23 protein-coding genes and 1 pseudogene are annotated in these 25062 nt (G+C 51.8%); 16 read left to right on the top strand and 8 right to left on the bottom strand.

Translation table 11 applies throughout. The features are described from left to right. Window positions 1–164: 164 nt before the first annotated feature. Together ompR and envZ are read left to right on the top strand one after the other, a co-directional pair. Window positions 165–884 (top strand): two-component system response regulator OmpR, encoded by a 720-nt coding sequence (ompR, locus tag FFT88_RS02725; RefSeq protein ID WP_001157751.1) that lies wholly within the window; start codon window positions 165–167, stop codon window positions 882–884. Beyond that, entirely contained in the window at window positions 881–2233 is a 1353-nt protein-coding gene (gene envZ / locus FFT88_RS02730; protein ID WP_130217662.1) for a two-component system sensor histidine kinase EnvZ, read from the top strand. The genes ompR and envZ overlap by 4 nt, the downstream gene beginning before the upstream one ends. A 30-nt stretch (window positions 2234–2263) precedes the next feature. Here envZ and nadS read toward each other — a convergent pair whose 3' ends face one another. The 3 genes and pseudogenes from nadS to pckA all read right to left on the bottom strand — a co-directional run bounded on the left by nadS (window position 2264) and on the right by pckA (window position 4674). Then, on the bottom strand, window positions 2264–2560 hold the full coding sequence (gene nadS / locus FFT88_RS02735) for a NadS family protein (RefSeq protein ID WP_130208987.1): 297 nt from the start codon (window positions 2558–2560) through the stop codon (window positions 2264–2266). Between the two features lie 58 nt (window positions 2561–2618). Beyond that, on the bottom strand, window positions 2619–2936 hold the full coding sequence (locus tag FFT88_RS02740; RefSeq protein ID WP_130208985.1) for a type II toxin-antitoxin system RelE/ParE family toxin: 318 nt from the start codon (window positions 2934–2936) through the stop codon (window positions 2619–2621). 116 nt (window positions 2937–3052) lie between these two features. Beyond that, window positions 3053–4674: pseudogene (pckA, locus tag FFT88_RS02745) on the bottom strand (phosphoenolpyruvate carboxykinase (ATP)). A gap of 378 nt (window positions 4675–5052) precedes the next feature. Here pckA and FFT88_RS02750 point away from each other — a divergent pair. Then, window positions 5053–6777: a DUF4153 domain-containing protein gene (locus FFT88_RS02750; protein ID WP_135405509.1), complete on the top strand. Its 1725-nt coding sequence runs from the start codon at window positions 5053–5055 to the stop codon at window positions 6775–6777. A 130-nt stretch (window positions 6778–6907) separates the two neighbouring features. Here the strand turns inward: FFT88_RS02750 and hslO are convergent, their stop codons facing one another. From hslO to igaA, 4 genes are all read right to left on the bottom strand, one after another. Continuing rightward, window positions 6908–7786 (bottom strand): Hsp33 family molecular chaperone HslO, encoded by an 879-nt coding sequence (gene hslO, locus FFT88_RS02755; RefSeq protein ID WP_135405510.1) that lies wholly within the window; start codon window positions 7784–7786, stop codon window positions 6908–6910. 24 nt (window positions 7787–7810) lie between these two features. Then, window positions 7811–8212 carry a ribosome-associated heat shock protein Hsp15 gene (hslR, locus tag FFT88_RS02760; RefSeq protein WP_000660483.1) on the bottom strand — a complete coding sequence of 134 codons (402 nt, stop codon included), beginning with the start codon at window positions 8210–8212 and terminating at the stop codon, window positions 7811–7813. Window positions 8213–8222: 10 nt separating this feature from the next. Further along, window positions 8223–8891, bottom strand: coding sequence for a GMP/IMP nucleotidase (yrfG, locus tag FFT88_RS02765; protein WP_135405511.1), 669 nt, complete (start codon window positions 8889–8891; stop codon window positions 8223–8225). A 64-nt stretch (window positions 8892–8955) separates the two neighbouring features. Beyond that, window positions 8956–11091: an intracellular growth attenuator protein IgaA gene (igaA, locus tag FFT88_RS02770; RefSeq protein ID WP_135405512.1), complete on the bottom strand. Its 2136-nt coding sequence runs from the start codon at window positions 11089–11091 to the stop codon at window positions 8956–8958. 321 nt (window positions 11092–11412) lie between these two features. On the opposite strand from igaA, the gene nudE reads away from it, so the two are divergent. Continuing rightward, window positions 11413–11973, top strand: a complete 561-nt coding sequence (nudE, locus tag FFT88_RS02775; protein ID WP_126511443.1) for an ADP compounds hydrolase NudE — start codon at window positions 11413–11415, stop codon at window positions 11971–11973. A gap of 166 nt (window positions 11974–12139) precedes the next feature. On the opposite strand, the gene mrcA is transcribed toward nudE, so the two are convergent. Then, window positions 12140–14692 (bottom strand): peptidoglycan glycosyltransferase/peptidoglycan DD-transpeptidase MrcA, encoded by a 2553-nt coding sequence (gene mrcA / locus FFT88_RS02780; RefSeq protein ID WP_135405513.1) that lies wholly within the window; start codon window positions 14690–14692, stop codon window positions 12140–12142. A 119-nt stretch (window positions 14693–14811) separates the two neighbouring features. Here mrcA and hofM point away from each other — a divergent pair, with 119 nt between their 5' ends. The 12 genes from hofM (at window position 14812) to trpS (ending at window position 24941) form a co-directional block, all read left to right on the top strand. Further along, complete coding sequence (gene hofM, locus FFT88_RS02785; RefSeq protein WP_135405514.1) at window positions 14812–15591, top strand: DNA utilization protein HofM; 780 nt, start codon at window positions 14812–14814, stop codon at window positions 15589–15591. Next, window positions 15591–16130, top strand: a complete 540-nt coding sequence (locus tag FFT88_RS02790; protein WP_135405515.1) for a PilN domain-containing protein — start codon at window positions 15591–15593, stop codon at window positions 16128–16130. The genes hofM and FFT88_RS02790 overlap by 1 nt, the downstream gene beginning before the upstream one ends. Further along, window positions 16114–16554 (top strand): DNA utilization protein HofO, encoded by a 441-nt coding sequence (locus FFT88_RS02795; RefSeq protein ID WP_135405516.1) that lies wholly within the window; start codon window positions 16114–16116, stop codon window positions 16552–16554. Before FFT88_RS02790 ends, FFT88_RS02795 begins: the two co-directional genes overlap by 17 nt. After that, complete coding sequence (locus tag FFT88_RS02800) at window positions 16544–16948, top strand: DUF2531 family protein (protein ID WP_130221396.1); 405 nt, start codon at window positions 16544–16546, stop codon at window positions 16946–16948. The genes FFT88_RS02795 and FFT88_RS02800 overlap by 11 nt, the downstream gene beginning before the upstream one ends. Continuing rightward, window positions 16860–18098, top strand: a complete 1239-nt coding sequence (gene hofQ, locus FFT88_RS02805) for a DNA uptake porin HofQ (protein WP_135405517.1) — start codon at window positions 16860–16862, stop codon at window positions 18096–18098. The genes FFT88_RS02800 and hofQ overlap by 89 nt, the downstream gene beginning before the upstream one ends. A 400-nt stretch (window positions 18099–18498) precedes the next feature. Beyond that, window positions 18499–19020 carry a shikimate kinase AroK gene (gene aroK / locus FFT88_RS02810; RefSeq protein WP_001507994.1) on the top strand — a complete coding sequence of 174 codons (522 nt, stop codon included), beginning with the start codon at window positions 18499–18501 and terminating at the stop codon, window positions 19018–19020. 56 nt (window positions 19021–19076) lie between these two features. Continuing rightward, on the top strand, window positions 19077–20165 hold the full coding sequence (aroB, locus tag FFT88_RS02815; protein ID WP_130208963.1) for a 3-dehydroquinate synthase: 1089 nt from the start codon (window positions 19077–19079) through the stop codon (window positions 20163–20165). Window positions 20166–20256: 91 nt separating this feature from the next. Beyond that, entirely contained in the window at window positions 20257–21555 is a 1299-nt protein-coding gene (damX, locus tag FFT88_RS02820) for a cell division protein DamX (RefSeq protein ID WP_135405518.1), read from the top strand. Between the two features lie 106 nt (window positions 21556–21661). Beyond that, on the top strand, window positions 21662–22498 hold the full coding sequence (gene dam / locus FFT88_RS02825) for an adenine-specific DNA-methyltransferase (RefSeq protein ID WP_130217642.1): 837 nt from the start codon (window positions 21662–21664) through the stop codon (window positions 22496–22498). A 17-nt stretch (window positions 22499–22515) separates the two neighbouring features. Beyond that, on the top strand, window positions 22516–23193 hold the full coding sequence (gene rpe / locus FFT88_RS02830) for a ribulose-phosphate 3-epimerase (RefSeq protein ID WP_135405519.1): 678 nt from the start codon (window positions 22516–22518) through the stop codon (window positions 23191–23193). Next, window positions 23186–23944 carry a phosphoglycolate phosphatase gene (gene gph / locus FFT88_RS02835; protein ID WP_135405520.1) on the top strand — a complete coding sequence of 253 codons (759 nt, stop codon included), beginning with the start codon at window positions 23186–23188 and terminating at the stop codon, window positions 23942–23944. The genes rpe and gph overlap by 8 nt, the downstream gene beginning before the upstream one ends. Continuing rightward, window positions 23937–24941 (top strand): tryptophan--tRNA ligase, encoded by a 1005-nt coding sequence (trpS, locus tag FFT88_RS02840; protein ID WP_130208955.1) that lies wholly within the window; start codon window positions 23937–23939, stop codon window positions 24939–24941. Before gph ends, trpS begins: the two co-directional genes overlap by 8 nt. The last annotated feature ends 121 nt before the right edge of the window (window positions 24942–25062 follow it).

Raw genomic sequence — 25062 nt, forward strand, 5'->3', positions numbered from 1 at the left:
GAATCAATAATGTTTCGCTGAATAAATTGTATACTTAAGCCGCTGTTTAATATGCTTTGTAACAATTTAGGCTGAAATTCATACCAGATTTAGCTGGTGACGAACGTGAGCTTTTTTAAGAATACACGCTTACAAATTGTTGCGAACCTTTGGGAGTACAAACAATGCAAGAGAACTACAAGATTCTGGTGGTCGATGACGACATGCGCTTGCGTGCGCTGCTGGAGCGTTATCTCACCGAACAAGGCTTCCAGGTTCGAAGCGTCGCTAATGCAGAACAGATGGATCGCCTGCTGACTCGTGAATCTTTCCATCTTATGGTACTGGATTTGATGTTACCTGGTGAAGATGGTTTGTCGATTTGCCGACGTCTTCGTAGCCAGAGTAACCCGATGCCGATCATTATGGTAACGGCGAAAGGGGAAGAAGTTGACCGTATCGTTGGCCTGGAAATTGGTGCTGACGATTACATTCCAAAACCGTTTAACCCGCGTGAATTGCTGGCCCGCATCCGTGCGGTGCTGCGTCGTCAGGCGAATGAACTGCCGGGCGCGCCGTCACAGGAAGAAGCTGTGATTGCTTTCGGTAAGTTCAAACTTAACCTGGGTACGCGTGAAATGTTCCGCGAAGATGAACCGATGCCGCTGACCAGCGGTGAATTTGCGGTCCTGAAGGCGCTGGTCAGCCATCCGCGTGAGCCGCTCTCCCGCGATAAGCTGATGAACCTTGCCCGTGGCCGTGAATATTCCGCAATGGAACGTTCCATCGACGTGCAGATCTCTCGTCTGCGCCGCATGGTGGAAGAAGATCCGGCGCATCCGCGTTACATTCAGACCGTCTGGGGTCTGGGCTACGTCTTTGTACCGGACGGTTCTAAAGCATGAGGCGATTGCGCTTCTCGCCACGAAGTTCATTTGCCCGCACGTTATTGCTCATCGTCACCTTGCTGTTCGTCAGCCTGGTGACGACTTATCTGGTGGTGCTGAACTTCGCGATTTTGCCGAGCCTCCAGCAGTTTAATAAAGTCCTCGCGTACGAAGTGCGTATGTTGATGACCGACAAACTGCAACTGGAGGACGGCACGCAGTTGGTTGTGCCTCCCGCTTTCCGTCGGGAGATCTACCGTGAGCTGGGGATCTCCCTCTATTCCAACGAAGCTGCCGAAGAGGCCGGGCTGCGTTGGGCGCAACACTATGAATTCTTAAGCCATCAGATGGCGCAGCAGCTGGGCGGTCCGACGGAAGTTCGCGTCGAGGTGAACAAAAGCTCGCCTGTTGTCTGGCTGAAAACCTGGCTGTCGCCCAATATCTGGGTACGCGTGCCGCTGACCGAAATTCATCAGGGCGATTTCTCCCCGCTGTTCCGCTATACGCTGGCGATTATGCTGATGGCGATTGGCGGGGCGTGGCTGTTTATTCGTATTCAGAACCGACCGTTGGTCGATCTCGAACATGCTGCTTTGCAGGTCGGTAAAGGGATTATTCCGCCGCCGCTGCGTGAATATGGCGCTTCGGAGGTGCGTTCGGTTACCCGCGCCTTCAACCATATGGCGGCTGGTGTTAAGCAACTGGCGGATGACCGCACGCTGCTGATGGCGGGGGTAAGTCATGACCTGCGCACGCCACTGACGCGTATTCGCCTGGCGACCGAGATGATGAGCGAGCAGGATGGCTACCTGGCAGAATCGATCAACAAAGATATCGAAGAGTGCAACGCCATCATTGAGCAGTTTATCGACTACCTGCGTACTGGTCAGGAGATGCCAATGGAACTGGCGGATCTTAATGCGGTGCTTGGTGAGGTGATTGCCGCGGAAAGTGGCTATGAGCGTGAAATTGATACCGCGCTTTATCCTGGCTGCATAGAAGTGAAAATGCATCCGCTGTCAATCAAACGTGCGGTGGCGAATATGGTGGTGAACGCTGCCCGCTATGGCAATGGTTGGATCAAAGTCAGCAGCGGAACGGAGCCAAATCGCGCCTGGTTCCAGGTGGAAGACGACGGTCCGGGTATCGAGCCTGAACAGCGTAAGCATCTGTTCCAGCCTTTTGTCCGCGGCGACAGTGCGCGCACCATTAGCGGAACGGGACTAGGCCTGGCGATTGTGCAGCGTATCGTGGATAACCATAACGGGATGCTGGAGCTTGGCACCAGCGAGCGGGGCGGGCTTTCCATTCGCGCCTGGCTGCCATTACCGGTAACGCGGGCGCAGGGCACGACAAAAGAAGGGTAAATAAACGGGAGGCGAAGGTGCCTCCCGTTTTTAGATTGTTTTCAATTGATTGATAATGAAAGGATTCGCTTGCAAAAGCAGGAGCAATTTTCGAGGTGCTCCGGTAGGTTGACGGCGTTTGGTTTCCCAGCTTTTTACCAGGTCATAACTTACCCCTACGGCGACAGCAAAATCTTGCTGGCGTAAGCCAGTTGCTTCACGGATCGCTTTTACATCGATTTCGCTAAAAGTATGGACGTGCTCTGGTTCAGGCGTTTTTTCACCCTTTTCGATGCGTACCATTTCTTCTGCGCTGGCAAGAAGATCAGCAAATAATTCATCTTTCATCTGTTTTCAATGTCTCCGTTGGCATTTCGGCCATGGTGGAATGTGTGGAGCTTCAACATTAAAGCAGCTTCTCGGACAATAGTTTCAATGCCTTTCTTTGTTCTTCTGTTAAATCATCCTGTTCATTTTTAGGATAAATCAATGCCAGATAAATTCGGCCATTGCGTGTCACGTTGTAATAAATTATCCGAATGCCGCCCCGTTTCCCCATTCCAGAACGGTTCCAGCGAATTTTTCTGAAACTGCCTGTGCCCGCGATAATGTCACCGGCAGATGGATCTTGAATGAGTAGTTCCTGAAAAGCCCGGAACTCATCATCAGGCAACAATAGCTGGCGGCGTTTGCTAAATCCTTGTAGTTCAATAAACGTGAACATAGTGCATCCTGCGGTCTATTGATAATTATAAGTGTACCGTGTACATATTGGTAGCCAATTAGATATAAAAAAACCCCTTATCCATTTGGATAAGGGGTCAGTGAAATATTAACCGATTACAGCTTAGGACCAGCTGCTACCAGCGCGGCACCCGCAGGGGTGTCGGTGTATTTATCGAAGTTGTCGATAAACAGTTTCGCCAGCGTTTCAGCTTTTTCCTGCCACTGTTCCGGGGAAGCGTAGGTGTTACGCGGATCGAGGATCTTCGTGTCTACGCCCGGCAGTTCGGTCGGGATCGCCAGGTTAAACATCGGCAGAGTGAAGGTTTCTGCGTTATCCAGCGAACCGTTGAGGATGGCGTCGATAATGGCGCGGGTATCTTTAATGGAGATACGTTTGCCAGTGCCGTTCCAGCCAGTGTTAACCAGATATGCCTGCGCGCCCGCTGCCTGCATACGTTTTACCAGCACTTCTGCGTATTGAGTTGGGTGCAGCGACAGGAATGCCGCGCCGAAGCAGGCAGAGAAGGTTGGCGTCGGTTCGGTGATGCCACGCTCTGTACCAGCCAGTTTGGCGGTGAAGCCTGAAAGGAAGTGGTACTGAGTTTGATCGGCAGTCAGGCGAGAAACCGGTGGCAGTACGCCAAAAGCATCTGCGGTCAGGAAGATAACTTTAGTCGCGTGGCCCGCTTTGGAAACTGGCTTAACGATGTTATCGATGTGATAGATCGGATAAGAAACGCGGGTGTTCTCGGTTTTGAACCATCATCAAAGTCGATGGTGCCATCTTCACGTACAGTGACGTTTTCCAGCAGTGCATCGCGACGGATAGCGCCATAGATTTCTGGCTCTGCTTCTTTCGACAGTTTAATGGTTTTCGCGTAGCAGCCGCCTTCGAAGTTAAACACACCGTCATCGTCCCAACCGTGCTCGTCATCGCCAATCAGACGACGTTTCGGGTCGGTGGAAAGGGTGGTTTTACCTGTGCCGGAAAGGCCGAAGAACACCGCAACATCGCCTTTCTCGCCAACGTTGGCGGAGCAGTGCATAGAAGCGATACCTTTCAGCGGCAGCAGGTAGTTCATCATCGAGAACATCCCTTTCTTCATTTCGCCGCCGTACCAGGTGCCGCCAATCAGCTGCATGCGCTCGGTGAGGTTAAACGCCACGAAGTTTTCAGAGTTCAGACCCTGTTCTTTCCACTGTGGGTTGGTGCACTTCGCGCCGTTCATGACGATAAAGTCAGGTTTGAAACCTTCCAGCTCTTCATCACTCGGGCGAATAAACATGTTCTTGACGAAATGCGCCTGCCAGGCCACTTCGGTGATGAAACGGACGGAAAGACGAGTATCCGGGTTAGCGCCACAGAAAGCATCAACCACGAACAGGCGTTTGCCGGAAAGCTGTTTGGTCACCAGGCCTTTCAGATGCTGCCAGGTTTCCGGAGAGAGAGGTTTGTTGTCGTTCTTACCTTTGCCTTTGTCTGCCCACCAGAAAGTATCGCGAGTGGTATCGTCACGGACGATATACTTATCTTTTGGTGAACGCCCGGTGAAGATCCCGGTATCCACGGCAACGGCACCCAGATTAGTTAACACCCCGCGCTCATAACCTGTCAGGCTCGGATCGAGCTCTTCCTGATACAGCAGGTCGTAGCTTGGGTTGTAAACGATATCATGAACGTCACTGATACCATAAGCCTCGAGTTCTTGCGGGGTCAAACCATTGTTAACGCGCATTTCACTGCTCCTTAGCCAATATGTATTGCCTGAATAGTAAAGTCTTTTTGGGGGTGTTAACCGCGACAAGGCTCATAGATTTACGCATCTGGAGAAATTCATATTTGACAAAAAACTCCGTGATTCCTGTCACGAAACGGTTGCTATTATCGCAGAAATGGCATTCCAGGTGTGGAAAATGTTCCTAAAAGGTTAAAAGTTAGTTTAATTGGCCATTATAATGTGAGTTAAATCTCATTCCTGATTGAAATTTATGCAAAATCAATCAGTAAAGTATCGATTCACCACCGCAAAATTTTTTGTAAATTTTTCTTAAAATAAATATTAGTACTGCCTGAATGCAATAATTAACCTTCCTTTTGATTCCGGATCACGAACATGGATAACGTTGAACTGTCACCTGCAACACGGTGGGGAATGGTCGCCACTGGATTAATCCAGGGGCTGGTTTGCTATTTTCTGATAACCTGGCTGGCTGTGGACAATAACAACTGGATTGTTTACGGCATTCCTGCGACCGTGGCGCTTTCATCCGTTTTGTTATTCACCGTGGAATCCTTCAAACAGAAGCGTTTGTGGGGGTGGCTGGCGCTGGTATTTATTGCCACCTTGGCGATGAGCGGCTGGCTGAAATGGCAAATTGATGGCATGAGTCCCTGGCGAGCGGACCAGGAACTCTGGGAATTTGGTTGTTATCTGCTGTTAATGGCGATGTTGTTATTGCCCTGGATACAACTGAATTTGCACGACAGAAAAGAGCGAACGAACTATAGCTTTTTTTACCAGTCAGCGTGGCATAACGCTCTAATATTGATGGTGATTTTGATCACTAATGGTCTGACATGGCTGGTACTTTTACTGTGGAGTGAGTTATTTAAACTTGTTGGCATCACGTTTTTCAGTACCCTCTTTTTTTCAACCGACTGGTTTATTTATCTTACGCTGGGCCTGGTTACCGCGCTGGCAGTCATTCTTGCGCGGACTCAATCGCGGTTAATCGCCTCTATTCAAAAGCTCTTCACGTTAATCGCCACAGGTTTGCTACCACTGGTTTCACTGCTGACGCTGCTGTTTATTATCACTTTGCCCTTTGCTGGTTTGAATGCGATTTCCCGCCACATCTCCGCCGCTGGGCTGCTTTTAACTCTGGCCTTTTTGCAGTTGCTCTTAATGGCCATTGTCCGCGATCCGCGAAAAGCATCGCTTCCCTGGACTGGCCCATTGCGTTGCCTGATAAAAATGTCTCTGCTGGTGGCGCCGCTCTATGTGCTGATCGCCGCCTGGGCTATATGGATGCGGGTCGCTCAATACGGCTGGACTACCGAACGCTTGCACGGCGCACTGGCGGTGGTGGTGTTATTGGTCTGGTCGCTGGGGTATTTCGTCAGTATTGCCTGGCGTAAAGGGCAAAATCCCCTTGTTCTTCAGGGCAAAGTGAACCTTACGGTTTCGTTATTGGTGCTGGTGATACTGGTGCTTCTTAATTCGCCGGTGCTGGACAGTATGCGCATTAGCGTGAACAGCCATATGGCGCGTTATCAGAGTGGCAAGAACACGCCAGACCAGGTAAGTATCTACATGCTCGAACATAGCGGTCGCTATGGACGTGCAGCGCTTGAGTCGCTGAAAAGCGATGTCGAGTATATGAAAGACCCGAAACGCAGGTGGGGTCTGCTGATGGCGTTTGATGGAGTGCAACGTCTTCAGCAGCAGATATCGGAAAAAGCATTAGCTGATAATGTATTTATTGCCCCAGGTTCTGGAAAGCCGGATATGACATTCTGGTCGGCAGTGATGAAAAATCGCTATAACGCAATGATATGTATTGAAAAAGATGCCTGCGTGCTGGTAGAGCAAGATCTGAATAGTGATGGTAGGGCAGAGCGGATCCTGTTTGCCTTTAATGATGAAAGATACATTGTCTATGGTATTGATCCTGCCGGGAAAGAATGGAAAGAGATTACGATGAGTTCACTCCCGCGTGTAATAACGAAAGAGAAATTACTCACAGCGGCGAAGAATGGAAAACTGGGGACGAAGCCTAAGGTGTGGCGCGATCTTACGGTGGATGGTGAAACGCTGGATTTGAATCTGAATGAGTGACAGCGCGTTTGGATGCTGCGCCTTATCTTACCTGCGATAAATTGCATTTAATCCGTAGGCCAGATAAGCGCAGCGCATCAGGCAATTTAGTTATGATATCCGGCAGAGTCATCTCTGCCGGACATGGCGATTAATGTACCTGCGGATCTGCCGGAGACGCATTGTTGCGGATCTCGGCAATATCCATTGCATTGAACAGATAGTGGTTACCACAGTAATCACAATGCATGTCAATTTCGCCTTCTTCCGCGAGGATGCTATCAACTTCTTCATCCGGCAGCGTTTTCAGCGCGCCTGCGCAACGTTCACGCGAGCAGGTGCATTTGAATTCAACATACTGCGGATCATAAACCGTCACCTCTTCTTCGTGATACAAACGCCACAACACTTCGTTTGCCGGTAACGTCAGCAGCTCTTCAGTTTTGATGGTTTCGGTCAGCGTCGCCAGGTGGTCGAAGTCGTCTTGCTGGGCATTTTGCGCAGGCATTACCTGCAACAACATACCGCCCGCAGCCGGTTTGCCGTCTACGTCACCGGTGCGAATAAACAGGCGCGTCGGCAGCTGTTCAGAACGCATAAAGTAATCTTCCAGGCAAGCCGCCAGGGTATCACCTTCCAGACCAACTACGCCCTGATAGCGTTCGCCTTCGCTCGGGGTAATGGTGATCACCACGTAACCATTGCCGACCAGCGTTTTCAGGTCGGCATTTTCTGGAATTTCGCCCTGCACGCGCGCCACACCACGCATCTGCTGTTTGTTGTTACCGTTAATAACCGCCAGATTCATCGGACCGTCGCCTTGCAGCTGTACGGTGATATCACCATCAAACTTCAGGGTAGCGGTCAACAGGCTGGTCGCGACCAGCAGTTCTGCCAGCACGTTTTTCACCGGCTGCGGATAATCGTGATTCTCAAGGATCTGTTGCAGGGTTTCCGAAACGGTTACCAGTTCGCCGCGGACGGCAAAGTTTTCAAACAGATAGCGATGTAATTGGTCATGTTGCGGCATAATCATCTCTCTTGCAGGTGACAGTTATTCACTGTCGCCGTGTTTAAATCGTAACAGGTCGCGGCGCTCTTTTTTGTCCGGGCGTCGGTCCGGATGCGGCATGGTTAAGGCATTAAGTTTACGTGCCAGCGCCATTTTTTCGCGTTTCTCTACACTTTCCGCAGTCTCTTCATACAGCAAGGCTGCCTCGCTGGCGGGGCGACGCTGTTCAGTAATCGCCTTTACAATCACCGTGCGTTCGTCATTTCCCTGGCGCAGCGTGAGCGTGGCATTCAGCTCGACGATTTTGCTCGGCTTGCTGCGCTGCCCGTTGTAATGCACCTTACCGCCTTCAATCATTTCACGGGCCAGCGCGCGGGTTTTATAAAAACGGGCGGCCCATAGCCATTTATCCAGTCGAACCTCAACAGCCGGTTTTTCTTTCATGGCGTCTCCTTCACATTAGCGAGGGGATCAGGCGGCGGTAGTCATTCAGTGACGGATGGCGCTCATACTGTTTTTCGGCTATTCCAGAGTCAGGGTTGGTGACGCCGAGACAGTAACGAATACCAAATTGCGCGGCAGCATCGAGAATGGCTTCGCTGTCATCAATAAACAGCGTTCTTTCAGCTTTCAGACCCGTAGCTTCGGCCACCGCATGCCATAACCGCTGATCCTCTTTCGGATAACCAAATGTGTGGGTGGAAAGTAATAAATCAAGGTGTGCGTCCAGACCCGTATGCTCAAGTTTAACGGCCAGGTTATGTGGATGGGCGTTAGTGAGCAAAATTCGCTGCTTGCCGCTGGCTTTCAGCGCTTCGAGAAACGGAACAGTATCTTCACGCAACACAGCACGTGGCCCCATCTCGGTGGTCATCGCACAGATATCCAGACCCAGTTGCTCGCTCCAGTAATCAAGACAGTACCAGTTTAGCGTATGCTGCACGTCGTGATATTGCTGGCGCATATATTCCATTGCTTCCTGTGGCGTAACACCGTTTTGCGCGCCCCATGTTTCAGGCACCAGCTTTTGCCAAAAATAGTTATCGAAGGCGAGGTCGAGCAACGTGCCGTCCATATCCAGCAGAACGGTGTCTACGTCCTGCCAGGCAATGTTGATATGCATGGGGGAAATCTCCAGAGTGAAGCAATTTGCGCGACAGGGTAGCATAACCTGCCGCGCAAACGTGTTATTCGATGAGGCTTTCTGAAGACGTGAGCAGCGTCGGATTCAGGCAGCTTTCGTAATATTCCTTAATCTCCATCATGCGGGTGCGATGATGCTGGTAACGACGCCAGGCCTGCACGCCATTATAGATGGCACAGCCGAACATCGTCAGTAGCAGTAATGTGGTGCCGAGATAGCGCCACAGGCCAGAACGGTCCGGAATAGGGTGCAAGCTGATATGCTGCGTGCCGTTGGCATCGGTGAAAATATTGGTGACGATCCCCTCGGCGTTAAACGGTGTATGCATCAACATTTGGGCCAGCTTCTGGAAAGCGTTCCATTGTTCTTGCGCCGGGTAGTCATAAAGTGAGGCTGCTGGCCACGGTTGATCGACAAAATCGCTGCCTTCGTCGCTGACAATCAGGAAGCCGCCAGGCGCTGGGCTATTCAGTGATTGTGCCGCTCGCGCCGTTTCATGAGTGATAAACGGTGCGGTGGAAGTCGCCACCAGATTATCCAGCGATTCTGCGCTCACCGGGCGGAGTAATACATTCACACCATCAAGTTTTCCTGCGTTGGCGCGTTTCACCAGCGCGTCCCAGTCCTTACTGTTGCCAAGATTCACCAGGGCGTTTTTTAAGCGCACACAATCATCTTTGGCTGCACAGAGATCTGCGGTCTTCAGTACGATGTCGCCAAAGTCATCAAGCAAAACCATGCCGGATTTCTGAATCGCAGAACGTAATGAGGCACTGACGCGCGATTCATCTTCCGGTTTAGGGTGCAGTTGACGGTTTACTGCTTCGGTCAACGCCGTAGCTTTGTTAACCAGTTCCGATTCTGGTAATGGCAATGAACGGGCGTCATTCCAGATGATTTGCGAGCAGTCAAACGGCAAAAACGGTGAATTGGTTTTCGCGCTCCAGGTGCCGGAAGTGCGGATATTACACATGCCTGTACCACTTAGACGTAAGGTATCGCCTACGCGTACGCCAGCGTCCGCAAGTTGTTTAACACTGGTGGCCTCAATAGTCTGCGCGCCTTTCATCCACGAGAGAGTGAATTTCAGCGGCATATCCAGTGGGATCCAGAACAGCAGCATAAACAAGACAATCAGCGAACCGGCTGCGATAACCGTGCTGCGTAGCCAGTGCTGCAACGGGAAGTTTTTTACTTCGTCATGCAGCGAAAGATAGCGCCCCTGGCGCACGACGTGACGGTCGAGGTAGATATCGATATCGGTTTGTTGTCCGAGATCCTGGGCAATGTAAGGTTGCCAGTGCGCGGGGTAGACCAGATCGATAATACCAAGCGAAATATTGTTAATCTGTTCCTGAGAGTTTTCACCAAACAGCCCCCAGCGACGCGGTGTCCCGCGCAGGCAGTGGATTTCCCTTAGGGAAGATTTGGCAGGTGGCGCATATAATCCCCACAGGCCCGCGCCCAGCAGCAGTAGCGCGCCGCCAACCAACCACGGGACAAATACATCTGGGGTCACCAGGCAGAAATAGAACATCAGGAATGAGGCGACAATCAGCAGCGCTTCCCGCAATCCTCGTGGGCGGCTAAGTGCATACTCTTCGTGCGTTTCCTGGCGAATGTTGAGCAACTCAATTTGTTCGCTCTCTTCACCGCGAATCGATGCCTGTGTTGATGGAATAGGTTGTAACGTGTAACCGCGAGTCTCCTGCATATACTCTTGCAGCGTATGGCCGTTGAGTGAAATGACTAATGGGAGTGAGTCGGTATAAATCAGTTCAACGGTGTTTTCGTCGTTGATGTACTGCTCCCAGAAAGGCGGCAGGTGGACTTCTACCGAGTCAAGGTAGTAGCGCCATTTATTGGGATCGTCGGTAGAGATGCCATAACGTGTGATAGCGTGCGTCAGCATCATCACATTATTGCTTTCGGCGTTCAGCGTCAGAGAGACAGGCGCCGTGCTGGCACCCGTCGGGCCGGGAACCTGCAAAATCTGCGTCAGGCTCTCGAGATAATTTTCAACAGCGCTACGTTCTTCCGGAGTGAGTTTGCGCGTTTGCGCATCAGCGAAGGCGTTAGCCCAGGGCAATTGTCGCCGCCTGGTGCGGGTTTTTATCAGCCATCCCGCAAGTAGTGAGCAGGCCAGCAAAGCAGCTAAAAAAATCACAATGGTGCTCATGCTTTCCCCATCTTACTTAATTTGTCAGGCGTGATTATTCGCACCCTGGACACAATATAGGATTCTGCGGTTGGCTATCGGCAAGCGTGGAGTTGAACTTGAGCATCATTAAGCGCATCCCAGTAACCGCTGATCATAGCAAACCCTCTGAGGGCGGAATATCAGCAAATTCCTGGAGTTATTTCAACCTATTGACTTTTAATTTGATTTGAGAACGATTATTTATCAGGTTGCATAAATGTAAATAACATGCAATTCACATTGCCGAAACGGTGTCCGATATCGCACAATAAATACTGATTTCACTGCAAAGATTCCACAATGAGAAAATCATTACAAAAACCCACCATTCTGAATGTTGAAACTGTAGCCCGTTCCCGACTGTTTACCGTCGAAAGCGTGGATCTGGAGTTCAGCAATGGCGTGCGGCGTGTTTATGAACGAATGCGTCCAACCAACAGGGAAGCGGTGATGATTGTGCCTATTGTGGACGACCATCTGATCCTGATTCGTGAGTACGCGGTGGGAACTGAATCCTACGAGTTAGGGTTTTCGAAAGGGCTGATTGATCCCGGTGAAAGCGTCTACGAAGCAGCTAACCGCGAGCTAAAAGAAGAAGTGGGATTTGGTGCGAACGATCTGACTTTTTTGAAGAAACTCAGCATGGCGCCGTCTTACTTTTCCAGCAAAATGAATATCGTGGTAGCGCAGGATCTCTACCCGGAATCGCTGGAAGGCGATGAGCCAGAGCCGCTACCGCAGGTTCGCTGGCCGCTGGCGCATATGATGGATTTGCTTGAAGATCCTGACTTCAATGAAGCGCGCAATGTCAGTGCGCTGTTTCTGGTACGTGAGTGGTTGAAGGGGCAGGGGCGGTTGTAAATATGTAGAGCTTGCCTGATGCGCCATGCTTATCAGGCCTACGGGATTCCTGCAATGTATTGAATTTTCAATGTGTTGCATGCCGGCTAAGGCGTTCATGCCGCATCCGGCATGAACAACGCGCACTTTGCCAGCAAACTGAAAAGGCGCCGAAGCGCCTTATTAATCAGAACAATTCCTGTGCCTCACCATTATCGATAATGGTCGTTCCCACCTCGCGCACCGCCTGCTGTGTAGGCTGTGTACCTTCAATGAAGTACTCTTCGCGGCTGTTGCCGCCGCTGGCCAGTTGCCCAGTGCTGCGATCGATATTCACCGTCACAATACCCGGCGGCGGCGTCAGCGGTTGTTCCGGTACGCCTTCCAGAACGGCTTTCATATAAGCGTCCCATGCAGGCTGCGCGCTTTTAGCACCACCTTCATAACCAGAGATCTGATCTTTAATTGCCCCGGAAGCCGTGGTATGACCGAGATTACGACGGTGATCGTCAAAGCCAATCCATACTGAGGTTACTACGCCTGGTCCGTAACCCGAGAACCATGCATCCTTCGAGCTGTTGGTGGTCCCGGTTTTCCCGCCGATATCATGACGTTGCAAATCACGACCTGCGCGCCAGCCAGTACCTTGCCAGCCTGGTTCACCAAAGATATTGGTGTTCAGTGCGCTCTTAATCAGGAATGCCAGCGGAGTGCTGATAACGTGCGGTGCATACTCCTGCGCGCCGGTCTTCGCGACTAATGTCTGATTAGCTTGCTCCAGTTGCGGCATCGGCACCGAAACATTTTGCTGCTCGCGGGAGATAGCCACGTCTTCAACGTCGTTATTTTCCAGCACGTTCGATTTTTGCGTATCGCCGTAAATCACCGGGATATTGCATTCCGGGCAAGCTACTTTCGGTTTCGCTTCGAAAATCACGCCGCCCTGGTCGTTTTCAATTTTGCTGATAAACCACGGATCCACCAGGAAGCCACCATTCGCCATTACTGTGTAGCCGCGCGCCACCTGCAGCGGCGTGAAGGACGCGGAACCCAGCGCCAGCGATTCGGTATGAACAATGTTTTGCGCCGGGAAGCCGAAGCGTTGCAGATACTCTGCAGCGTAGTCAACGCCCATAGCCCGCATTGCTCGCACCATCACTACGTTCTTCGACTGACCCAGTCCCTGACGTAAACGGATTGGACCGGCATATTGCGGCGGTGAGTTTTTCGGCTCCCAGTCAGAACCAGCACCAGCGTCCCAGCGGGAAATCGGCACATCGTTCAGCATACTTGCCAGCGTCAGACCTTTATCCATTGCTGCGGTGTAGAGGAACGGTTTGATATTCGAACCCACCTGACGCAGCGCCTGAGTTGCGCGGTTAAACTTGCTCTGGTTGAAGTCAAAGCCACCCACCAGCGCCATGACGGCACCGTTTTGCGGATTGATCGACACAAGCGCCGAGTTCACCTCTGGCACCTGCGCCAGCCACCAGGCATCGCCAACCTGGCGAACCCAGATTTGCTGACCCGTTTGCACTACATCAGTCACTTTACGCGGCGTCGGTCCCTGTTGAGTGTCTGAACGGTAAGGACGCGCCCAGCGAACGCCTTCCATACGCAACGTTACGGACGTTCCGTCAGCCAGCATCGCTGTCGCTTCCTGCGGATTGGTGCTGGTAATTGCGGCAGGCAGCAGCGGACCGTAAGTCGGCAACGCTTTCAGAGTATTGGTTATCTTTTTGGTGTCCCACGCCGTCTCACCCACTTTCCACAGCACATTAGCCGGGCCGCGATAACCGTGACGCATGTCGTAGTCCAGCACGTTGTTACGCACCGCTTGCTGCGCGGCCTGCTGAACTTTGCGGGTAATGGTGGTGTAAATGCGATAACCGTCTTCATAAGCGCTTTCGCCGTAACGGCTATACATCTCCTGACGCACCATTTCGGTGAGATACGGCGCCGAGAACGCAATTTCCGGCGCGTGATAATTGGCATTAATCGGCTCACTACGCGTCTGATCGTATTGCTGCTGGGTGATATACCCTTCGCTCAACATACGTGACAGCACAACGTTACGCCGCGCGACGGCGCGATCCATTGAGTAGAGTGGGTTGAAAGTGGATGGGGCTTTTGGCAGCCCGGCAATCACCGCCATTTCGTTCAGCGTCAGTTGGTCGACCGTTTTACCGAAATAGACTTGTGCCGCAGCACCGACACCATAGGCGCGGTAACCGAGGTAAATCTTGTTCAGATAAAGCTCGAGGATCTCGTCTTTAGTCAGCAACTGTTCAATACGAATCGCGAGGAAGACTTCCTTAATCTTACGCATCAGTGTGCGTTCCGGACTGAGGAAGAAGTTTCTCGCCAGTTGCTGGGTAATGGTACTCGCCCCTTGTGACGCGTGACCAGAGAACAACGCCACACTTGCCGCACGGAAGATCCCCACCGGGTCAACGCCGTGATGCTCATAAAAGCGGCTGTCCTCCGTCGCGATAAAGGCTTTCACCATTTCCGGCGGGATTTGATCCAACGTAACCGGAATACGACGCTTTTCACCATATTGCGCAATTAGCTCGCCATCGGCGCTGTAAATCTGCATCGGAATTTGTAGGCGAACATCTTTTAATGTCGCCACATCCGGCAGTTGTGGCTCGATGTAGCGGTAGAGGCCATAAATCGAGCCTGCTCCCAGCAGAATGCAACAGACTGCAAGGATCAATAAATACTTTACGAACTTCACTGGAAATTTCCGATTTGGTTTCATTTGGGCAGTTTATAAACAAACGCGCGGTAGTATAAAGGCAAGCCAGACGCATTGATATACCCGTCAGAGTGACGGGTGATAAGGAGATCATCACAATGGCATTTAAGAACTGGCAAATTGGGTTGCATTTACAACAGCAAGAAGCGGTGGCGGTTGCTATCGTGCGTGGTGCAAAAGAATGTTTTTTGCAACGTTGGTGGCGTTTGCCGCTGGCGACAGACATTATCAAAGATGGACGCATTCTCGATACAGAGCGGCTGGCAAAAACGTTGTTACCGTGGAGTCGTGAACTGCCGCATCGACATCACATTATGCTGGCATTTCCTGCGGGTCGAACGTTACAGAGGGCATTTCCACGCCCGGCGATGTCTCTCGGTGAGCGAGAGCAAACGGCATGGCTGGCAGGCACAATGGCACGCGAGCTGGATATGGAACCGGACTCTCTGCGCTTCGATTATAGCGAAGATTCACTAAGCCCGGCCTATAACGTGACCGCCGCGCAAAGCAAAGAGTTGGCAACGTTACTTACCCTGGCAGAAAGATTGCGTGTTCACGTGAGCGCGATTACCCCAGATGCCTGCGCTTTACAACGATTTCTGCCTTTTTTACCCCCTCACAAGCAATGTCTGGCCTGGTGTGACCACGAACAATGGTTGTGGGCGACGCGTTATAGCTGGGGGCGCAAGCTGGTGGTGGGGATGACAAGCGCGAATGACCTTGCAGCGATGTTATCCGTGGACCCCGGCAGTATCGCAATCTGCGGCGAAGGCGGATTTGACCCCTGGGAGGCGGTTTCTGTTCGTCAGCCGCCGCTACCGCCACCAGGTGGAGACTTCGCCATTGCGCTGGGGCTGGCGCTTGGGGAGAGTCGCTAATGAACCCACCAATCAATTTTTTGCCCTGGCGACAGCAACGCCGTGCGGCCTTTTTTCGCTTCTGGTTGCAGATGTTTGTTGCCCCTCTGCTGCTGACCGTAGGGATAACGCTAATGCAGCGTCTGGCATATAACGCCGAAGCACGTGTAGACGCCATTTTGCTCGAGGGAGAACAACAACTCGCCCGTAGCTTACAGGTCACTAAGCCACGTTTGCTGGAACGCCAACAGTTACGCGAACAGCATTTTCGACGTCAGCGTCAGCGACAATTTACCCGCGACTGGCAACCAGCGCTGGAAGCGCTGGCGACGCTTTTACCAGAAAAAGCCTGGCTGACTACGCTGAGCTGGCAGCAGGGAACGCTGGAAGTCAAAGGACTTACGTCGAACATCACCGCACTAAATGTGTTGGAGAAGTCACTCCGTGAGGATGCCTCTTTTCAGCTTAACCAACGAGGGGCCACGCAGCAGGATGCACAAGGGCGCTGGCAATTTGCGTATCAGTTAACAAGGAAGGTTAGCGATGAACTCACTCTTTGACTGGTGGTTTGCCACATCGCCTCGTACCCGTCAGTTTGGCTGGGCAGTCTGGTTGCTGGTGTTGTTCACAATCATCGTTCTTTCATTGGCTCATCAGGAAGAGAGCGACGCATTAATTCGACTGCGGGCAAGTCATCACCAGCAGTGGGCTGCACTGCATCGCCTGGTAGACACCACACCCATCCGCGAAGAAAAGACGTTGCCCTTTTCGCCGCTGGATTTTCAGTTGCCTGGCACGCAACTGGTTTACTGGCATCCGTCAGCCCAGGGAGGCGAGTTGGCGTTGAAAACGCTCTGGGACGCGGTGCCGTCGGCATTTACACGACTGGCAGAGCGCAACGTCAGCGTAAGTCGTTTTTCGTTAAGCGTGGAAGGTGATGAACTCTTGTTCACGCTCCAACTGGAGGGGGCGAATGATGGCTAAACGTTGGCTGCTGGCTGGTGTTGCATTATGGCTATTAACCGGCATGCGCGACCCGTTTAAACCACCGGAAGATCTATGCCGGATTAGCGAACTTACCCAGTGGCGCTATCAGGGGATGGTAGGAAGAGGCGAGCGCGTTATCGGCGTAATAAAAGATGGGCAAAAGAAATGGCGACGGGTGCAGCAAAACGATGTGCTGGAAAACGGCTGGACGATCTTACAGCTGACGCCAGACACACTAACGCTGGGAACCGGGACAAACTGCGAACCGCCACAGTGGTTGTGGCAACGGCAAGGAGATACAAATGAAGCAATGGATAGCCGCACTACTGTTGATGATGATGCCCATCGTGCAGGCGGCAAAGCCGCAAAAAGTCACGCTGATGGTGGATGACGTTCCGGTGGCTCAGGTTTTGCAGGCGCTGGCCGAACAGGAGAAGCTAAACCTGGTGGTGTCGCCAGACGTCAGCGGTACGGTATCGCTACATTTAACGGATGTTCCCTGGAAGCAGGCGCTACAAACCGTAGTGAAAAGCGCCGGGCTGATAACGCGTCAGGAAGGCAACATTCTTTCAGTGCATTCCGTTGCCTGGCAAAATGAAAATATCGCCCGCCAGGAGGCAGAGAAGGCACGGGCGCAGGCAAACCTGCCGCTGGAAAATCGCAGCATTACTCTGCAATACGCCGATGCTGGAGAGTTGGCGAAAGCGGGGGAGAAGCTACTTAGCGCCAAAGGCAGCATGACCGTTGATAAACGCACCAATCGCCTTTTGCTGCGCGATAACCAGGCGGCGTTAACTGCACTGGAACAGTGGGTCATGCAAATGGATTTGCCGGTAGGCCAGGTTGAACTGTCGGCACACATTGTCACCATTAATGAAAAAAGTCTGCGCGAGTTAGGCGTGAAATGGACGCTGGCCGATGCGCAACACGCTGGCGGCGTTGGGCAAGTGACTACGCTCGGTAGCGATCTCGCGGTGGCGACGGCGACGACGCATATCGGTTTTAACATTGGGCGGATCAACGGACGTTTGCTGGATCTGGAGCTTTCCGCGCTCGAACAAAAACAGCAACTGGATATCATCGCTAGCCCACGTTTACTGGCTTCGCATCTCCAGCCTGCCAGCATTAAGCAGGGAAGCGAAATTCCGTATCAGGTTTCCAGTGGTGAAAGTGGTGCGACGTCGGTGGAGTTTAAAGAGGCGGTACTGGGAATGGAGGTCACGCCCACGGTGTTACAAAAAGGTCGCATCCGGCTGAAATTACACATCAGCCAGAACGTTCCGGGGCAGGTCCTTCAACAAGCCGATGGCGAAGTACTGGCAATTGACAAGCAGGAGATCGAAACGCAAGTCGAGGTCAAAAGCGGAGAAACGTTGGCGCTGGGCGGCATTTTTACCCGTAAAAATAAATCGGGTCAGGATAGCGTACCGCTGTTGGGTGACATTCCCTGGTTCGGGCAATTATTTCGTCATGACGGAAAAGAAGATGAACGACGTGAGTTAGTGGTGTTTATCACGCCACGACTGGTTTCCAGTGAGTAAACCGCCGCAAAAGCGGTGATGTTTTTACGTTGAACGTGTTTCATCTATTTGACGCGCGCAGGTATTTAGCATACAAGGAGTACCGATTTGAGAGTTGGTGCTCTTAGCTGCCTGCGTTTTATGATGATGATTTATCATTCAGGCGGCATTTTGCTGTCTTTTTTACGCTAATCTTACCCGGTGATTTATCGCCAAAGCGGTGATAGCAAGGCAGCATGCCTGCAGCGACCAGATATGCAGAGGGATGGGCGATTTATTCAGTTGCCAAACCTGCTGGAGTATTGAGATAATTTTCAGTCTGACTCTCGCAATATCTTATGAGGTTTCAGTTCATGTCCTGCTGCGCTCTCTGAGCGAAGCGGGTTTATCATTAACGAATAGTCTTAGTAGTACCGAAAAAATGGCAGAGAAACGCAATATCTTTCTGGTTGGGCCTATGGGTGCCGGAAAAAGCACTATTGGGCGCCAGTTAGCTCAACAACTCAATATGGAATTTTACGATTCCGATCAAGAGATTGAGAAACGAACCGGAGCTGATGTGGGCTGGGTTTTCGATTTAGAAGGCGAAGAAGGCTTCCGCGATCGCGAAGAAAAGGTCATCAATGAATTGACCGAGAAGCAGGGTATTGTGCTGGCTACTGGCGGCGGCTCTGTGAAATCCCGCGAAACGCGTAACCGTCTTTCCGCTCGTGGCGTTGTCGTTTATCTTGAAACGACCATCGAAAAGCAACTTGCACGCACGCAGCGTGATAAAAAACGCCCGTTGCTGCACGTTGAAACACCGCCACGTGAAGTTCTGGAAGCGTTGGCCAATGAACGCAATCCGCTGTATGAAGAGATTGCCGACGTGACCATTCGTACTGATGACCAAAGCGCTAAAGTGGTCGCAAACCAGATTATTAACATGCTGGAAAGCAACTAATTCTGGCTTTAAATACACTCGTCTGCGGGTACAGTAATTAAGGTGGATGTCGCGTTATGGAGAGGATAGTCGTCACTCTCGGGGAACGTAGTTACCCAATTACCATCGCATCTGGTTTGTTTAACGAACCAGCTTCATTCTTACCGCTGAAATCGGGCGAGCAGGTGATGTTGGTCACCAACGAAACCCTGGCTCCTCTGTATCTCGATAAGGTCCGCGGCGTACTTGAACAGGCGGGTGTTAACGTCGATAGCGTTATCCTCCCTGACGGCGAGCAGTATAAAAGCCTGGCAGTACTCGACACCGTCTTTACAGCGTTGTTGCAAAAGCCGCATGGCCGCGATACTACACTGGTTGCACTGGGCGGCGGCGTGGTGGGCGATCTTACCGGTTTCGCGGCGGCGAGCTATCAGCGCGGCGTTCGCTTCATTCAAGTCCCAACGACGCTATTGTCGCAGGTTGACTCCTCCGTTGGCGGCAAAACCGCGGTAAACCATCCCCTCGGTAAAAACATGATTGGCGCGTTTTACCAACCTGCATCGGTGGTGGTAGATCTCGATTGTCTGAAAACGCTTCCTCAGCGTGAGTTGGCTTCGGGGCTAGCGGAAGTCATCAAATACGGCATTATTCTTGACGGCGAGTTTTTCCACTGGCTGGAAGAGAATCTCGACGCGCTGCTTCGTCTGGATGGCCCTGCAATGGCGTACTGTATTCGCCGCTGCTGTGAGCTGAAAGCAGAAGTTGTCGCCGCCGACGAGCGTGAAGCAGGCTTACGTGCTTTACTCAATCTTGGACATACCTTTGGTCATGCCATTGAAGCTGAAATGGGCTATGGTAATTGGCTACACGGTGAAGCGGTTGCTGCGGGTATGGTAATGGCGGCGCGCACATCGGAACGTCTCGGGCAGTTCAGTTCTGCCGAAACGCAGCGTATTATTACCCTGCTCACGCGGGCTGGGTTACCGGTCAATGGGCCGCGCGAAATGTCCGCGCAGGCATATTTACCGCATATGCTGCGTGACAAGAAAGTTCTTGCGGGAGAAATGCGCTTAATTCTTCCGCTGGCAATTGGTAAGAGCGAAGTTCGCGGCGGTGTTTCGCACGATATCGTTCTTAACGCCATTGCTGATTGTCAGTTAGCGTAACAACAAGAAAGGTCAGGCCGCTTATCCGGCGGTTTATTAGCTTCAGGTTAATTGCAACGTGGTAAGCATTAACCTTTTAGTGGGGTGTTAAATGGATGAATTCAAACCAGAAGACGAGCTGAAACCCGATCCCAGCGATCGTCGTACTGGTCGTTCTCGTCAATCTTCTGAGCGTTCTGAACGTACTGAACGTGGCGAACCGCAGATCAATTTTGATGATATTGAACTTGATGATACGGATGATCGCCGTCCGACCCGCGCGCAAAAAGAGCGCGATGAGGAACCGGAAATCGAACAAGAATATGACGAATCCGAAGATGAAACGGTGGATGAAGAGCGTGTAGAGCGGCGTCCGCGTAAGCGCAAAAAAGCAGCCAGCAAACCTGCTTCTCGTCAGTATATGATGATGGGCGTCGGTATTCTGGTTCTGTTGCTGTTGATCATCGGTATCGGTTCTGCGTTAAAAGCCCCCTCGACCTCTTCCAGCGATCAAACTGCGTCTGGCGAGAAGAGTATTGATCTTGCTGGCAATGCGACCGATCAGGCGAATGGCGTGCAGCCAGCACCGGGAACCACGTCTGCGGAAAATACTCAGCAGGATGTTTCTCTGCCGCCGATTTCATCTACGCCGACCCAGGGGCAAACCCCGGTGGCAACGGATGGTCAACAGCGTGTTGAAGTACAGGGTGATCTGAACAATGCCCTGACCCAGCCGCAAAATCAGCAACAGCTGAACAATGTGGCGGTAAATTCGACATTGCCGACCGAACCCGCAACGGTTGCGCCAGTACGCAATGGCAATGCATCGCGCGACACGGCAAAAACGCAAACCGCTGAACGTCCGACCACCACGCGTCCGCCGCGTCAGCAGGCAGTGATTGAACCGAAAAAACCGCAAGCAACTGTGAAAACCGAACCGAAGCCGGTAGCACAGCAACCGAAGCGTACCGAACCAGCAGCGCCAGTGGCGAGCTCGAAGGCACCGGCTGCGACTTCTACGCCAGCGGCAACGCCAGCGCCGAATGCGACTGCCAGCACGGAGCCGACACAAACGGCATCTCCGGCGCAAACCACGACAACACCAGCTGCTGGGGCGAAGAGCACGGGTAATGTTGGTTCGTTGAAATCGGCACCGTCAAGCCATTACACTCTGCAGTTGAGCAGTTCCTCTAATTACGACAACCTGAACGGTTGGGCGAAGAAAGAGAACCTGAAAAACTACGTTGTCTATGAAACGACGCGTAATGGTCAGCCGTGGTATGTCCTGGTTTCTGGCGTGTACGCTTCGAAAGAAGAAGCGAAAAAAGCGGTATCTACATTGCCAGCCGATGTCCAGGCCAAAAATCCTTGGGCGAAACCGCTGCGTCAGGTACAGGCCGATCTGAAGTAATCAAGGCTATTTCCCGCAATGGATAACCGTTGCGGGAACTGCCTGAAGCGCTGGATGCTGTCGGAGCTTTCTCCACAGCCGGAGAAGGTGTAATTAGTTAGTCAGCATGAAGAAAAATCGCGCTTTTTTGAAGTGGGCAGGGGGCAAATATCCCTTGCTTGATGATATTAAACGGCATTTGCCTAAGGGCGAATGTCTGGTTGAGCCTTTTGTTGGTGCCGGGTCGGTGTTTCTTAACACCGACTTTTCTCGTTATATCCTTGCTGATATCAACAGCGATCTGATTAGTCTCTACAACATTGTAAAGACGCGTACCGAAGAGTATGTGCAGGCTGCCCGCGAGCTGTTTGTTCCCGAAACAAATTGCGCCGAGGTCTACTATCAGTTCCGCGAAGAGTTCAACAAAAGCCAGGATCCCTTGCGTCGGGCAGTACTGTTTTTATATTTGAACCGCTACGGTTACAACGGTTTGTGCCGTTACAATCTGCGCGGTGAATTTAACGTGCCGTTTGGCCGTTATAAAAAGCCCTATTTCCCGGAAGCTGAGTTGTATCATTTTGCCGAAAAAGCGCAGAATGCCTTTTTCTATTGTGAGTCTTACGCCGACAGCATGGCGCGCGCAGATGATGCATCCGTCGTCTATTGCGATCCGCCTTATGCGCCGCTTTCTGCGACCGCTAACTTCACGGCGTATCACACAAACAGTTTTACGCTTGAACAACAAGCCCATCTGGCGGAGATCGCAGAAGGTCTGGTTGATCGCCATATTCCTGTGCTGATCTCCAATCACGATACGATGTTAACGCGTGAGTGGTATCAGCGCGCAAAATTGCATGTCGTCAAAGTTCGACGCAGTATAAGCAGCAACGGCGGCACACGTAAAAAGGTGGACGAACTGCTGGCTTTGTACAAACCAGGAGTCGTTTCACCCGCGAAAAAATAATTCTCAAGGAGAAGCGGATGAAACAGTATTTGATTGCCCCCTCAATTCTGTCGGCTGATTTTGCCCGCCTGGGTGAAGATACCGCAAAGGCCCTGGCAGCTGGCGCTGATGTCGTGCATTTTGACGTCATGGATAACCACTATGTTCCCAACCTGACAATTGGGCCAATGGTGCTGAAATCCTTGCGTAAATACGGCATTACCGCCCCTATCGACGTGCATCTGATGGTGAAACCGGTCGATCGTATTGTGCCGGATTTCGCTGCTGCTGGCGCCAGCATCATTACCTTTCATCCAGAAGCCTCCGAGCATGTTGACCGCACGCTGCAACTGATTAAAGAAAATGGCTGTAAGGCGGGGCTGGTATTTAACCCGGCGACACCATTGAGCTATCTGGATTACGTGATGGATAAGCTGGATGTGATCCTGCTGATGTCCGTCAACCCTGGTTTCGGCGGTCAGTCTTTCATTCCGCAAACATTAGATAAACTGCGCGAAGTGCGCCGCCGCATCGATGAGTCGGGCTTTGATATCCGTCTGGAAGTGGACGGTGGCGTGAAGGTGAACAACATTGGCGAAATCGCTGCGGCGGGCGCGGATATGTTTGTTGCCGGTTCGGCAATCTTCGACCAGCCAGACTACAAAAAAGTCATTGATGAAATGCGCAGTGAACTGGCAAAGGTAAGTCATGAATAAGTTTGAAGATATTCGCGGCGTCGCTTTTGATCTCGACGGTACGCTGGTGGACAGTGCTCCTGGTCTTGCTGCTGCGGTAGATATGGCGCTGTATGCGCTGGAGTTGCCTGTTGCAGGTGAAGAACGCGTTATTACCTGGATTGGTAACGGTGCAGATGTTCTGATGGAGCGCGCATTGACCTGGGCGCGTCAGGAACGTGCGACTCTGCGTAAAACAATGGGGAAACCGCCCGTTGATGACGACATTCCGGCAGAAGAACAGGTACGTATTCTGCGTAAACTGTTCGATCGCTACTATGGCGAAGTTGCCGAAGAGGGGACGTTTTTGTTCCCGCACGTTGCTGATACTCTGGGCGCGTTGCTGGCTAAAGGCCTGCCGTTAGGCCTGGTCACCAACAAACCGACGCCATTTGTTGCGCCACTGCTCGAAGCGTTAGATATCGCCAAATACTTTAGCGTGGTTATCGGCGGCGATGATGTGCAAAACAAAAAACCGCACCCGGACCCACTGTTACTGGTGGCTGAGCGGATGGGAATCGCCCCACAACAGATGCTGTTTGTTGGCGACTCACGCAATGATATTCAGGCGGCAAAAGCGGCAGGTTGCCCATCAGTTGGCTTAACCTACGGATATAACTACGGCGAGGCTATCGATCTCAGCCAGCCTGATGTAATTTATCACTCTATAAATGACCTTCTGCCCGCATTAGGGCTTCCGCATAGCGAAAATCAGGAATCGAAAAATGACTAAGCCCATCGTTTTTAGTGGCGCACAGCCCTCAGGTGAATTGACCATTGGTAACTACATGGGTGCGCTGCGTCAGTGGGTAAACATGCAGGATGACTACCATTGCATTTACTGTATCGTTGACCAACACGCGATCACCGTGCGCCAGGACGCACAGAAACTGCGTAAAGCGACGCTGGATACGCTGGCGTTGTATCTGGCTTGTGGTATCGATCCTGAGAAAAGCACCATTTTTGTTCAGTCCCACGTACCGGAACATGCGCAGTTAGGCTGGGCACTGAACTGCTATACCTACTTCGGCGAATTGAGCCGCATGACCCAGTTTAAAGATAAATCTGCGCGTTATGCCGAGAACATCAACGCTGGTCTGTTTGACTATCCGGTGCTGATGGCAGCGGATATCCTGCTGTATCAAACCAATCTGGTGCCGGTGGGTGAAGACCAGAAACAGCATCTGGAACTGAGCCGCGATATCGCCCAGCGTTTCAACGCGCTGTACGGCGATATCTTTAAAGTACCGGAGCCGTTTATTCCGAAATCTGGTGCGCGTGTAATGTCGCTGCTGGAGCCGACCAAGAAGATGTCCAAGTCTGACGATAACCGCAATAACGTTATCGGCCTGCTGGAAGATCCGAAATCGGTAGTGAAGAAAATCAAACGTGCGGTTACTGACTCCGACGAGCCACCGGTAGTTCGCTACGATGTGCAGAACAAAGCGGGCGTTTCCAACCTGCTGGATATCCTTTCTGCAGTTACTGGCAAGAGCATCCCGGAACTGGAAAAACAGTTCGAAGGCAAGATGTATGGTCATCTGAAAGGCGAAGTGGCTGATGCCGTTTCCGGTATGCTGACTGAATTGCAGGAACGCTATCACCGTTTCCGCAATGACGAAGCCTTCCTGCAACAGGTGATGAAAGACGGTGCAGAAAAAGCCAGCGCGCACGCTTCCCGTACGCTGAAAGCGGTGTATGAAGCGATTGGTTTTGTGGCGAAGCCGTAATTTAACATTAATGCCAAAAAAACCGGGGAAACCCGGTTTTTTTATCCTCTTTTCGCAACAACCCGAAAAAATGTGAAGTGCCTCGCCGTTTCCACATCTCTTGGTTGCCACTTATCTTCAT

The sequence above is a fragment of the Escherichia sp. E4930 genome (genome assembly GCF_005845405.1).
Classification (GTDB): Bacteria; Pseudomonadota; Gammaproteobacteria; order Enterobacterales; family Enterobacteriaceae; genus Escherichia.